At 59.8% G+C, this 13,234-nt stretch carries 11 protein-coding genes and 1 other RNA gene; 3 read left to right on the top strand and 9 right to left on the bottom strand.

Going from position 1 to position 13,234, the window contains the following annotated elements; all coding sequences use genetic code 11:
• Positions 1-138 precede the first annotated feature (138 nt).
• The 4 genes from recR to dnaX all read right to left on the bottom strand — a co-directional run bounded on the left by recR (position 139) and on the right by dnaX (position 4,483).
• Positions 139-741, bottom strand: a complete 603-nt coding sequence (gene recR, locus ACLBW8_RS01280) for a recombination mediator RecR (protein WP_064453590.1) — start codon at positions 739-741, stop codon at positions 139-141.
• Positions 742-807: 66 nt separating this feature from the next.
• Positions 808-1,842 (bottom strand): NADP-dependent oxidoreductase, encoded by a 1,035-nt coding sequence (locus ACLBW8_RS01275; protein ID WP_064453591.1) that lies wholly within the window; start codon positions 1,840-1,842, stop codon positions 808-810.
• 180 nt (positions 1,843-2,022) lie between these two features.
• The gene (locus tag ACLBW8_RS01270; protein WP_010563853.1) at positions 2,023-2,361 is read right to left on the bottom strand and encodes a YbaB/EbfC family nucleoid-associated protein; all 339 of its coding nucleotides are present in this window, start codon (positions 2,359-2,361) and stop codon (positions 2,023-2,025) included.
• A 43-nt stretch (positions 2,362-2,404) separates the two neighbouring features.
• Complete coding sequence (dnaX, locus tag ACLBW8_RS01265; protein WP_447804376.1) at positions 2,405-4,483, bottom strand: DNA polymerase III subunit gamma/tau; 2,079 nt, start codon at positions 4,481-4,483, stop codon at positions 2,405-2,407.
• Positions 4,484-4,616: 133 nt separating this feature from the next.
• On the opposite strand from dnaX, the gene ACLBW8_RS01260 reads away from it, so the two are divergent.
• Positions 4,617-5,384 (top strand): substrate-binding periplasmic protein, encoded by a 768-nt coding sequence (locus tag ACLBW8_RS01260; protein WP_447804375.1) that lies wholly within the window; start codon positions 4,617-4,619, stop codon positions 5,382-5,384.
• Positions 5,385-5,438: 54 nt separating this feature from the next.
• Positions 5,439-5,810 (top strand): VOC family protein, encoded by a 372-nt coding sequence (locus tag ACLBW8_RS01255; RefSeq protein WP_407017032.1) that lies wholly within the window; start codon positions 5,439-5,441, stop codon positions 5,808-5,810.
• Here ACLBW8_RS01255 and ACLBW8_RS01250 read toward each other — a convergent pair.
• A complete protein-coding gene (locus tag ACLBW8_RS01250; RefSeq protein ID WP_447804374.1) occupies positions 5,724-6,683 on the bottom strand; it encodes a DMT family transporter in 960 nt (319 codons plus the stop codon). The genes ACLBW8_RS01255 and ACLBW8_RS01250 overlap by 87 nt on opposite strands.
• Before the next feature lie 101 nt (positions 6,684-6,784).
• On the opposite strand from ACLBW8_RS01250, the gene ACLBW8_RS01245 reads away from it, so the two are divergent.
• Positions 6,785-7,648, top strand: coding sequence for a LysR family transcriptional regulator (locus ACLBW8_RS01245; RefSeq protein WP_447804373.1), 864 nt, complete (start codon positions 6,785-6,787; stop codon positions 7,646-7,648).
• Positions 7,649-7,739: 91 nt separating this feature from the next.
• Here ACLBW8_RS01245 and ACLBW8_RS01240 read toward each other — a convergent pair whose 3' ends face one another.
• From ACLBW8_RS01240 to ligA, 4 genes are all read right to left on the bottom strand, one after another.
• Positions 7,740-8,360, bottom strand: a complete 621-nt coding sequence (locus ACLBW8_RS01240; RefSeq protein WP_447804372.1) for a transglycosylase domain-containing protein — start codon at positions 8,358-8,360, stop codon at positions 7,740-7,742.
• A gap of 897 nt (positions 8,361-9,257) precedes the next feature.
• Positions 9,258-9,354: signal recognition particle sRNA small type (ffs, locus tag ACLBW8_RS01235), an RNA gene on the bottom strand.
• A 233-nt stretch (positions 9,355-9,587) separates the two neighbouring features.
• The gene (locus ACLBW8_RS01230; protein WP_447804371.1) at positions 9,588-10,754 is read right to left on the bottom strand and encodes a zinc-binding metallopeptidase family protein; all 1,167 of its coding nucleotides are present in this window, start codon (positions 10,752-10,754) and stop codon (positions 9,588-9,590) included.
• A gap of 65 nt (positions 10,755-10,819) precedes the next feature.
• Positions 10,820-13,186, bottom strand: a complete 2,367-nt coding sequence (ligA, locus tag ACLBW8_RS01225; protein ID WP_447804370.1) for an NAD-dependent DNA ligase LigA — start codon at positions 13,184-13,186, stop codon at positions 10,820-10,822.
• Positions 13,187-13,234: the final 48 nt, after the last annotated feature.

Raw genomic sequence — 13,234 nt, 5'->3', positions numbered from 1 at the left:
CTCCCACATTTTGATGTGTGAACCCAGTCAAATGTGGGAGCTGGCTTGCCTGCGATGGGGTGTCAGTCAGCAGATGTATTGACTGAACCAGCGCATTCGCGAGCCCGCCCGCTCCCACATGTTGAACTGTGATGGTCTTTAAAGGGCGATCGGTTTGCGACCTGCAAACGAATGCGCCAACGTGCCGCCATCGACCAACTCCAACTCACCACCCAGCGGCACACCATGGGCGATACGCGACGTCACAAGGCCTTTATTGCTCAACAACTGGGCGATGTAATGCGCGGTCGCCTCACCTTCCACCGTCGGGTTGGTCGCCAGGATCACCTCGGTAAAGGTGCCCTGCTCTTCAATGCGCGCCACCAGTTGCGGAATGCCGATGGCTTCCGGCCCCAGCCCATCCAGCGGTGAGAGGTGCCCTTTAAGCACAAAGTAGCGCCCGCGATAGCCGGTCTGCTCGACCGCGTACACATCCATCGGCCCTTCCACCACGCACAGCAACGTGTCGTCACGGCGCGGGTCGGCACATTGCGGGCAGAGGTCTTCTTCGGTAAGGGTGCGGCACTGGCGGCAGTGGCCCACACCGGTCATGGCCTGGCTCAAGGCCTGGGCCAACCGGGTGCCGCCACTGCGATCCCGCTCCAGCAGTTGCAGCGCCATGCGCTGGGCGGTTTTCTGACCCACACCCGGCAAGGTGCGCAGGGCGTCGATCAGTTGGCGAATCAGAGGGCTGAAGCTCATGGGGCAATGGTCCGACAAAACAACGAGACGCGGTTTATACCCGCGCCCCGGATTAGCGTCAAATGGTCAATCCTGCGCGACGCGCACCACCAACTTGCCGAAGTTGCGCCCTTCAAGCAAACCAATAAAGGCTTCGGGCGCCTGCTCCAGGCCCTCGACCACGTCTTCGCGGAACTTGATCTTGCCATCACGCACCCACGGCGCCATGGCGCTGAGGAATTCAGGCTGGCGATCACCGTAGTCATCGAACACGATAAAGCCCTGGATGCGCACGCGCTTGGTCAGCAAGGTGCGTTGCAGCGCCGGCAGACGGTCAGGGCCACTCGGGGCTTCATGGGCGTTATAGCCGGCGATCAAGCCGCACAGGGGAACCCGCGCTTTGGGGTTGAGCAACGGCAACACCGCGTCGAACACCTTGCCGCCGACGTTTTCGAAGTAGATGTCCACGCCGTTGGAGCAGGCCAGGGCCAGCTCATTGGCAAAATTGGCGCTCTTGTGATCGATGCACGCGTCAAAACCCAGCTCGTCCACCACGTAGCGACATTTGTCCGCGCCACCTGCGATGCCCACCACCCGCAAGCCCTTGAGCTTGGCCACCTGGCCCACCACCGAACCGACGGCGCCGGACGCTGCGGCGACCACCAGGGTTTCCCCTTCCTTGGGCTGACCGATATCCATCAGGCCCATGTACGCGGTCATACCCGGCATGCCCAGCACACCCAGTGCCATCGACGGGCTCGCCAGGCCATTGGGCACCGGGATCAGATTTTGTCCATCGGAAACGCTGTGGCTCTGCCAGCCGGTGGAACCAACTACCAGGTCACCCACTTCGAATTTCGGGTTACGCGATTGCTCGATACGGCTGACAGCGCCACCGGTCATAACCTCGTCGATTTCAACCGGAGCGGCGTAGGACGGTGCGTCACTCATGCGGCCACGCATATAGGGATCGAGGGACAGGTACAGCGTTTTCAATAGCACCTGGCCGTCCGCCAACTCGGGCAAGTTCACGCGTTCCAGGCGGAAATTTTCCGGGGTCGGTGCGCCTTGAGGGCGCGAGACCAGCACGACGCGCTGGTTCAGAATCGGTTCTTCAGACATCAGGGAACTCCTTTATCGAATTCATCGGTATAGGGTGCAGACCCTATATGCCGCGCCAGGGTTCATATTGAACGCAGTGCGTCCTCGCGGCATGACGTTACTGCCCAGCGGACGATTACGGCACAAACAAAAATGCCAGGCTGGATGCCTGGCATTTTTATTAAAGCAAACGCTCACCGATCAGAACGGCAGCTTCATGCCCGGCGGCAGTTGCATGCCGGCGGTCACGCCAGACATTTTGTCCTGGCTGTTGGCTTCGATCTTGCGCACGGCATCGTTGACGGCCGCCGCGAACAGCGCCTCAAGCATTTCCAGGTCATCTTCGCTGGCGCCTGGCAACACGCTTGGGTCAATGCTCACGCGCTTGATGTCGTGACGACCGGTCATCACCACGCTGACCATATCGCCACCGGCCTTACCGGTGACTTCGGCGTTGGCCAGTTCTTCCTGCATCTTGGCCATCTTTTCCTGCATCTGCTGCGCCTGCTTCATCAGGCCGGCCATGCCACCTTTCATCATGGGAATCACCTCAAAAGTACGTGGATCAATAAGTAGCCCGGTTTTATGACGCTTGGGGCACCGGGGCGTCGACAGGTTCAATAGTATCTTGGCGCACGACCGCACCAAACTGTTGCATCATTTGCTGGATGAGCGGATCAGCCTGGATGGAGTTTTCCGCTTCTTGCTGACGGTTGATGCGTCGGCGTGTCGCGGCCTGGGCCGGGGTTTCCTGCTCGGGCTTGATCAACTCGATGGCGATGGTCAGCGTGCGCTCATGGTACTGGTTCAGCGCATCGTTGAGCCGGCGTTGCTGGGTCGCGTTGAACAGCGCGCTGTGGGCCGGGTCCAGGTGCAACAGCCAATGGTCGCCATCGATGGCGATCAAGGTGCAGTTGGCCGCGATGCTGCCGGTCATGCCGGAGATCGGCAATTTCGGGAACAGTTCCAGCCACTGTAACGCCAGGCCGGTGGCCGGGGCCGCAGCGGGTTCCGCCTCGGGCTCGGGCGCCGGGTCGGCGGTGTGCTCGCTGGCTAGGTCATCCAGGTAGCTGTAGGCCGAATCCATGTCCGGCTCGATGTAGTCTTCGTCCAGTGGCGGCTCGTCGTCGAGGTCGATACCCGGAGTTGCAGCGTCGACCTGGGCGACAGTCGGCTCGGGCACCGGCGCAGACACCCACTCGGGCGCGGCCGGCACAACACTGTCCGGCGTCGGTGCAGGCATCGGCGTCAGCTCGGGCTGCTCGCCGGTGGTTTCCAGTACGGGCTCCACGGCAGGCTGTAGCTCGACTTCAGGCTCGGCGTCTACCGGATCATTCCAGGGCAGGTCGACCACCGGGGCGGGTTCGGGCTCAGGCTCAGGCTCGATCACAGGCGCAGGCTGCGGCGCTGGCTCGGCCACGGGCGCGGCAACCACTGGCGCAGGTGCCGGAGCAACCGGCGCAGGCGCAGCAACCACTGGCGCGGCCACCGCTGCGCCAGCCACTGGTTTGGCGGAATCAACTGTGGCCTGGCTGATCCCCACTGGCTTTAGCGGCTGTCTCGGTGCGTCTGCCGTATCGGCGGGCCGGAAGGCCAGCATCCGCAGAAGGACCATTTCAAAGCCACCACGCGGGTCCGGTGCCAAGGGCAAGTCCCTACGGCCGATCAGGCCCATCTGGTAGTAAAACTGTACGTCTTCGGCCGGCAACGCCTGGGCCAGCGCCAATACGCGGTCGCGGTCGCCATGGCCGTTGTCGACACCTTCAGGCAAGGCCTGGGCGATGGCGACGCGGTGCAGCACATTGAGGATTTCCGAGAGCACACCGTTCCAGTCCGGCCCTTGCTCCGACAAGTGGCGCACGGCTTCGAGCAAAGCCTTGGCATCACCTTCGATCAGCGCGTGCAGCACGTCGAAGACCTGGCCGTGGTCGAGGGTGCCGAGCATGGCACGCACATCGGCGGCCATGACCTTGCCTTCACCAAAGGCGATGGCCTGGTCGGTGAGGCTCATGGCATCGCGCATCGAACCATCGGCAGCACGGCCAAGCAGCCACAGTGCGTCGTCTTCGAACGGTACGTTCTCGACGCCCAGCACGTGGGTCAAATGCTCGACCACACGCTCGGGGGTCATGTTTTTCAGGGAGAACTGCAGGCACCGCGACAGAATCGTTGCAGGAAGTTTCTGCGGGTCGGTGGTGGCCAGAATGAATTTTACGTAGGGCGGCGGCTCTTCCAGGGTTTTCAACAGTGCGTTGAAGGAATGACTGGACAGCATGTGCACTTCGTCGATCAGGTAGACCTTGAAGCGGCCACGGCTCGGCGCGTACTGCACGTTGTCGAGCAACTCGCGGGTGTCTTCGACCTTGGTGCGGCTCGCGGCGTCGATTTCGATCAGGTCGACAAAACGCCCTTCGTCGATTTCCCGGCACACCGAACACGTGCCGCAAGGCGTCGACGTGATGCCGGTTTCACAGTTCAGGCATTTGGCGATGATGCGCGCAATGGTGGTCTTGCCCACCCCCCGCGTACCGGTGAACAGGTAGGCGTGGTGCAGCCGTTGGCTGTCCAAGGCATTGATCAGAGCCTTGAGCACATGGGTCTGGCCGACCATTTCGCGGAACGAGCGCGGACGCCATTTACGTGCAAGAACCTGATAACTCATCGAAAACCGTCGCAACTGGGAAGCGGAAGCCGGTAATGCTAGCGGAGCAAGGGGGAAATTGCATCCGGCACGCTCGCCTAATCTGACTAAGCTTGCGTGACTGGCCCCACGAAGGCCTCAACCCGGAGAGTGTATGCGCGGAATCCTGGGCGCTTTATGGATGATTTCCCTCACCTGCCTCGCGGCACCCGCGCCGTTGCGCTTCTCGATTTCCGACAGTTGGGCAATGCCCATGGCCGAAGTCGAAAACAACCGGCCCACCCAGGGCATTTTGTATGACTTGATGTTGAGCCTGGCCACTCAGGTCGGGCGCCCGGCCGAGTTCCACGTACTGGCCCGGGCCCGCATCGCCGGTGCCATGGCGCACGGCGACATTGACGTGCGCTGCTATGTCGCCCAGGACTGGGTCGATAACCTGTCCGGCGACTACACCTGGAGCGTACCCCTGATGGTGCAACGCAATGTGATGGCGAGCAGCCCTGCAGCGCCGCAACCGGTGCACGTGAGTGAGCTGGCACCCCAGTCGATCGGCACGGTGCTTAACTACCGTTATGCCGTCCTCGACCCGCTGTTCGCCAGCGGCCAGCTGACCCGTGACGATTCCCGCAGCGAGGCGCTCGTGCTGCAAAAGTTGGTCGCCGGGCGCTTTAAATACGCCGTCATCAATGATTGGATCCTGGACCGCTTCAACCTCAACCTGCCTGCGAGCCAGCAGTTGCACAAGGGCGCAGTGATCGACGAGCAAAGCCTGGGCTGCATCGTGCGCAATGATCCGAACGTGCCGGTGCAGCGGATCTTGCGCACGCTGCTGCGGATGAAAATGTCAGGGGAGATCGATGACATCATCAAGCTGTACACCGGCGAGAATGCGCAACCGCTGCCGACTCCTGACAAGAACTGACAGGGCCCTCCCCTAGACTGGCCTCACTCAACCGCCCGTTCTCAAGGAGCCTGCATGAACACCGTCGCCCATTACTTCCTGCTGTACGTAGACAGCCCGGCCACCAGCGCCAACTTCTATAGCCGCCTGCTGGACAAGCCCCCGGTGGAGCTGAACCCGACGTTTGCCCTGTTCATCCTCGACAACGGTGTGAAGCTGGGGTTGTGGTCGCGGCACACCGTCGAGCCGGCGGCCCAGATCACCGGCGGCGGTGGCGAGGTGGGCTTTTCCCTGCCCGACCATGCCGCTGTCGACGCCCTGCACGCTCAGTGGGTAGCGCGCGGCGCGACGATCATCCAGTCACCGGCCACCCTGGACTTCGGTTACACCTTTGTCGCCCAGGACCTTGATGGCCACCGGCTGCGCGCGTTCAGCCTGAGCGACTGATCGCCAGCGGCCCTCCAGGCTGATGGCAGCGACGCTGGCCAACACAATCACGCCGCCCAGCACTACCTGCACGGCAATGTGTTCGCCCAGCAACGTCGCGGCCATCACCATGGCGACCGGCGGAATCAGGTACATCGCCACCGAGGCACGGCTGACCTCGATGTGTTTCAACACATAACCCCACGCCAGATACGCCAGGGCACTGGGAAAAATACCCAACACCAGCACCGCCAGGTTTTCCGGCAACGGCGCCTGCCCGACGGCATTGGCCAAGCCCGGCAGGTTCACGCAAAGCATCAGCGTGCCCGCCCACACCATGTAGCACGCCATGGTCAGCGGGCTATAGCGGTGGGCATAGTGTTTCTGGATGGCGAAGTACACGCTCCACGAGACGGCCGCCAATAGAATCAGCAAACCGCGCGGGTCGATGCCCCCTAGGCCATGATCGCCCCAGATCACCACCAGCACGCCGATCAACCCCAACAGCACGCAGCCCCAACGCCAGGCACTGACCCGCTCCTTCAAGCCAAAAAACGCGATCAGCACACTGAACAGCGGCGCCGACTGCGCGAGCACACTGGACGCCGCCGCCGTCACCCATTGCTGCCCATAATTGAGGCTGGTGTGGTGCAGGAACACCCCGAAAAACCCCAACACCAGCAGCCACGGCAGATCCTGCAAACGCGGGCGGGCAATGCCCACCACCACGGCCACACCCGCCATGAATACCGACGCGATCAAGAATCGCAGCAACGCCAACTGACCGGGGCTATAGCTGTGCAGGCCCATGTGCACGCCAATCGGCGAGTAAGCCCAACAGAGGATGACGCCGGCGATGACTAGCGTAAGCTTTAAGGATGACGGGGTATTCATCGACGGCGCCCAAAACTGAGAAGGAATGCCGTCAGTCTTGGCCTGGGCAAGGCGTAGGACAATTAACCGTTTCTGACTTCTGAAATCACTGGAACTGAGCAATGGAACTGGCCCAACTGAAAATGGTGCGAGCCGTGGCGCAAACCGGCAGCGTGGCCCAGGCCGCTCTGCAATTGCACTGCGTACCCTCCAACATCACCACACGTATCAAGCAGTTGGAAGGCGAGTTGGGCACGCCGCTGTTTATTCGTGCGGGCCGTGGGCTGGCGATCAGTGCCGCCGGTGAAATTTTCCTGGACTACTGCGAGCGCATCCTAGCGTTGGTGGACGAGTCCAAACGCGCGGTCGATGCCAACGCCATTCCGCGCGGCACCTTGCGCATCGGCGCGGTAGAGTCCAGCGCCAGCGGCCGCCTGCCGCCATTGCTGGCGGAATACCATCGCCGCTACCCGGACGTCACACTTGAGCTGGTCACCGGCGCCTGGGCGCAACTGCTGGACGACCTGCAACACCATCGTCTCGACGTGGCGTTGGTCGCCTCCGGCGGTAAACGCGCCAAGCTCGAACGCAGCGTGGTCTACAGCGAGCGCCTGGTGCTGATTGCCAGCGCGTCCAGCGCGCCGATCAACAGCGCCGAAGACCTCGCGGGCCGCACGCTGCTGGTGTGGCCACCCGGCTGCCCGTATCGCGCCGCGCTGGAAAACTGGATCAAACCCCATGACTTCAAGCCAAGCATCGCCAGCTATGCCAGCTGGGGCACGATCATCGGCTGTGTCAGCGCAGGTATTGGCGTGGCCCTGGCACCGGAAGGCATCCTGGCCCGCTATGAGCAGGCGAACCAGCTGACGTCCTACCGGTTCGAGGAGTTGCAGGCCGTGGACAACCTGCTGTTCTGGCACACAGACACCCAACGGCACCTGGCGCGGGATGCGTTTGCCGAGCTGCTGCGGGAGACGTTTGGTTAGTGGTTGTTGAATTTTAGTCCAATACCGATTTCTAGAGTGGAATTGGTAGATATCCTCTGAGAGCATTCATAACAACCCAGCTCAACTCCGGCTAAAGAGTACGAAATAGCAACTTAATCTCACCACTTATTAGACGCCTAATATGCCTCATCCTATCCTTGTGCTTTTCGCGCAACCTCTCACTATAAACCAAAGGCCTAGGATACTTTAAATGCGCGACTATGGCTTCATCTGAAAACTGAGAACACTCTACTCGCAGCCTTCGAATTCCATGCCCCCCAACAAGACCCCCCCCATAGTAAGCCAACTTAAGATATGCCGCCGCCAATTCTGTTTTTTTGAATTCCGCACCCAACATAACAGCCAACATCTGCTCTCGCACTTTACGCCTAGGCGTTTTTTCATAGCGCTGAGTAATTGTTCTTACCAACTGCTGCTCTACAGTGCTGGCTCCTTGTTTTTTTCCGTAAAAAAAACGCATAACCAATGCTCGCACAATCGCGACCGGATCAACCCCATAATGAGAGTGATTCCGATGATCCTCCGCAACAAATAATGTTAAAATTAACGTCTCAGAGATATCTGATGCAAACTTATACCTCATTTCTTCAACAACAATTTTACAGCAATCAAAATCTCTCAAAACAGGAGTGTAAGAAAAAAATCTTACAAAACCTATTCCTATGTAGACCGGAGCGGTGAGCAGCCACATGGATGCTCGTTGAATTTTTCTCTGCCACACAAGACGCTTCCTTTCGAATTAGATGCTGTAGTATAAAACTTTCCATACATAGGCGAATTGCCAAGCGAAAATCGCGACATAGGTATCGACATATACGTTGTAATCTCCCTATTCAAACCCTGCTCTACTATATGCAAATTCATAACACTAGACCTTATATAATTCCTTTCAATCCGACCAGCTACAACTCCTCGAATTTTACCGCCCCCAACATATTCACACCCCCCTCTTAAATCATTATCACCCGTCTTTTCCGAGGTACCAGAGACAATATAACCATCAGAAAAAAGAACAAACGTATGAAAAACCTCCATCCCTTTATGCGGATTATACTCCGTCAATTCAACTATACTTTTCGTAAAAAAAACCCCTGAGCATTTCGACGCATTGTTGGAAAACTCCTTTACAGCAAATAATGCCGTCGCCGCCAAGAGTGTTGCAACGAGCGAGCCGTAGTTCGAAGACAAAATACCAAAGGCATGTATGCTACTGGGGATTGATAAAATAAAAACAAACATATCAGAAAAGAATTGCTCCAACCCTATACAAAGAGACATAGAAACCTTCCAGCCATAGACTAAAGACTAAATAGCGAACACCTACTGAAAGCACCGTTTCAGATCGGTCTTTTTCCGCTCCACAACAACCAAAGGCAATCATATATTTTAAAACGAAGAAACGCCATCAAATAGCCATTACGCGTCGCAATCTTCGTCAGCCAATAGGCCAATCGGGTCTTGGGATTTTGAGGCCGTAAGAGGATAAAAATAAGCGAATAGCGAAGATCGCCACCCCATCATCAGGCTGGGTAGCAGGAAAGAATTGGAAGCTTTAGGAACACAATAAGGAAGAGCGTTATGGAGGCAACCCCACCAGCCACACCCCGGCACACAATGTTCCCGCTGTGGCTGCTGCCTTCCGGCTCTGACCAGGTTCACGGGTAATCGTTGCGGGGGGACCGATGGGGTCACCATAACGACGCTAGCCTCTCGGCAAGCAGCGCCATTGTACCGATCTCATCGGAAGTTACAACCGTTGGTGCAGGATTAAAATATGAAGGGGCTCAAGCACTTGCCATAACCTTCAGCGTCGCCCCTGTCCCATGTGGGAGGAGGCTTGCTTCCGAAAGCAGTCTGCCAGCCAGTCAGGCCGGTGACTGATCCACGCTGTTGGCAGTAAGCCTCTCGCACATTTTGATCATTGTGCCTTCAGGACGTCATCGGCCCTGCCACCCTCTTCCTGGATCACCAGGTGAATAAAGTGCAGCTTGGCGATCACTGCCGGCGGCAATACAAAGGGATAAAAATCCGGCTGGCCCATGCTGCGCGACAGTTCGTTGAGCATGCCGGCCAGTTCGATCCAGGCGTTGACGAACGACAGGAAGGCCGGCCCGCCAGGGTGCTCGGGGTCGTAGAGCGTGGTGAGCGGGAACGGTTGATAATCCAGGTCCATCTCACGGGCGCTCATGCCAAAGCCCAGCGCGGTGTCGACGGCGTCCATCATGTGCAGGTAATGGGCCCAGGTTTCGGCCCAGTCCTCCCAAGGGTGCATGGTGGCGTAGGCACTCACGCAGGTTTGCTGCCAGTCGGGGCGTGGGCCGTTTTGGTAGTGCTGGTCGAGCGCCTCGGCGTAACTGGCGCGCTCGTCGCCGAACAGGCTGCGAAACGGTTCAAGCCAGTGGCTGTTGGCGATCAGTCGATCCCAGTAGTAATGGCCGACTTCATGGCGAAAATGGCCGAGCAAGGTGCGGTAGGGTTCACGCATCTGCACACGGATTTTTTCGCGGTGCGCGTCGTCGGCTTCCTTGATGTCGAGGGTGATCAGACCGTTGGCATGGCCGGTGGTGGGCGCGTTGCCTTCCAGGTCGATGCCGACGAAGTCGAAGGCCAGGCCGATGTCTTCGTCAACGCTTTTTGGCACGACTTGCAGGCCCAGGCTGATCAGTTGTGCCACCAGCCGGCGCTTGGCGGTTTCTACCTTGCGCCAGCGTTCGGGGTTTTCCGGCACGGAAAGGTCCGGAATGGTGCGGTTCAGGCTGCACGCCACGCACAGCGGTGCGGTGCTGTGGGCGGGAATCAGCCAATTGCAGGCGGCCGCAGTGTCGAGGTTGGCGCAGCGGCGGAAGGCGCCGGCGTCGAGGTTATCGTCCTGTAGCCAGGTGTCGGCGACGGGCCCGGGCTGTAGAGACGACAACCGGCTTTGTTGCGGTTGGTAGCCCAGCAACGCCTGACAGGCCAGGCACTGGCTGTTGCGAAAGAACAGCGCCTGGCCGCAGCGGCATTGCCACACCTTGCTGTTGCGCGAGGATCCGGCCATGAACGGTGCGGCGATGCGCGAACTGAGTTGCTCGAAGTAGCGGAACATGGCGATCTCTCCCTGGGTGCTTGCCAATACTAGAGCATCGCCAGGAAGAGATCGTTCAGTCCAAATCAGACCGTAATGTTGTGCTTGGCCAGGAACGCGACAAATGCCTCCTCATCCAACACTTTCAGGCCCAGTTCGCTGGCCTTGGCCAGTTTAGAACCGGCGCCCGGGCCAGCCACCACGCAGTGCGTTTTCGCCGACACCGAACCGGCCACCTTGGCGCCGAGGCTTTCGAGCTTGTCCTTGGCCACATCGCGGCTCATCAGCTCCAGTGAGCCGGTGAGCACCCAGGTATGCCCCGCCTCCGGCAACCCTTCGACCACCTTCTTCTCGCTCTGCCAGTGCATGCCAAAGTCCTTGAGCTGCTGCTCGATGGCCAGGGCGTGGTGGGCATTGTCGGGGTTATCGAAAAAGTCGCGCACGGCCTTGGCCTGCTTCTCGGGCAGCGCCTGGCGCATATCCAGCCAGTCGGCCTTGATCACGCCTTCCAGGGAGCCGAACTTGTCCGCGAGTTTCTGTGCGGCACCCGGGCCAACGCTGGGTACGTGCAGCTTGTCGAGCAGGCCGCCCAGCGTGGTGCTGGCGGCAAACTCGGCGCTCAGGTCACCCTGATCCTGCAATTGCAGCGCGCATTCGTCCGGTGACAACAGGGCACCAATCACGTCCTGGTTATGGCCGTCTTCGAAGAAGCTGTGAATCTCGTGCGCCACTTCCAGGCCCACGTCCGGCAAGTACGTCAGCACCTCCGGCAACGCCTTCTGCACCCGCTCCAGAGACGCCAGCGAGCGCGCCAGCACCTTGGCGGTCTCCTCGCCTACGTCCGGAATACCCAGCGCGTAGATGAAGCGCGCCAGGGTCGGCGTCTTGCTGTTTTCGATGGCGGTGATCAGCTTCTTGCTGGAAATATCGGCAAAGCCTTCCAGGTCGATGACCTGCTCGTACTTGAGCTTGTAGAGATCGGCCGGCGAACCGATGAGCTTTTCATCCACCAGTTGCTCGATGGTCTTGTCGCCCAGACCGTCGATGTCCATGGCGCGGCGCGAAACGAAATGGATAATCGCCTGCTTGAGCTGCGCACCACAGGCCAGGCGCCCGACGCAGCGGTACACCGCGCCTTCGCTGACGGTTTCCTTGCCCTTGCTGCGCTTGACCAGCTGCGTGCGCTCCACGTGGGAACCACACACCGGGCAGCGCTCGGGAATCTGCACCGCGCGGGCGTTTTCCGGCCGGCGCTCGGGCACGACGGAAACGACTTGCGGGATCACATCACCGGCCCGGCGGATGATCACGGTGTCGCCGATCATCAGGCCCAGACGCGCGACTTCGTCCATGTTGTGCAAGGTGGCGTTGGACACGGTGACACCCGCAACTTTGACCGGTTTCAACCGCGCCACGGGCGTCACGGCGCCGGTGCGGCCGACCTGGAACTCCACGTCGAGCAACTCGGTAAGCTCTTCCATGGCCGGGAATTTATGCGCGATCGCCCAACGCGGTTCGCGGGCGCGGAAGCCCAGTTCACGCTGCGAGGCGATGCTGTTGACCTTGAATACCACGCCGTCGATTTCATAACCCAGGCTGTTACGCCGCTCGCCGATATCGCGGTAGTAGTCCAGGCATTCCTGGATGCCTTTGGCCAACTTCAACTCGTGGCTGATCGGCATGCCCCACTTCTGCAACTGCTTCAAGTTGCCGATATGGGTGTCGCTGATATCTGCGGTCACTTGGCCAATGCCATAGCAGCAAAACTCCAGCGGGCGACTGGCGGTGATCTTCGAATCCAGCTGGCGCAGGCTGCCGGCCGCGGCATTGCGCGGGTTGGCGAAGGTCTTGCCGCCGACTTCCAGCTGCGAGGCGTTCAGCCGCTCGAAACCGGCTTTGGACATGAACACTTCTCCGCGCACTTCCAGGGTGGCGGGCCAGCCAGTGCCCTGCAGCTTCAGCGGGATATTGCGCACGGTGCGCACGTTGACGCTGATGTCTTCACCCGTGGTGCCATCACCCCGGGTAGCACCGCGCACCAGCTCGCCATCTTGATACAACAGGCTGACCGCCAGGCCATCCAGCTTGGGCTCGCAGCTGTATTCCACCGCCGCGCCACCGCCAAACAGATCGCCCACCGGCAGGTCGAGGCCTTCGGTGACCCGGCGATCAAACTCGAGCATGGTGGTTTCATCAAAGGCGTTGCCCAGGCTGAGCATCGGAATTTCGTGGCGTACCTGGGTAAACGCCGACAACGCCGCACTGCCGACCCGCTGCGTCGGCGAATCACGTGTCACCCATTCCGGGTGCTCGGCCTCAAGGGCCTTGAGCTCATGGAACAACCGGTCGTACTCGGCGTCCGGAATGCTCGGCTCGTCGAGGACGTGGTAACGGTAGTTGTGCTGATCCAGTTCAGCGCGCAGTTCGAGGATGCGGGTATGGGCGGCGGTCATGGGTGTTCTCTCATAAAGCAAAAGAGCAGCCGAAGCTGCTCAATATGT

It is taken from the genome of Pseudomonas sp. M5A4_2d, assembly GCF_053345295.1.
Note: the sequence above shows the minus strand (reverse complement) of the source record. Positions and strands in the feature narration are given on the sequence as shown.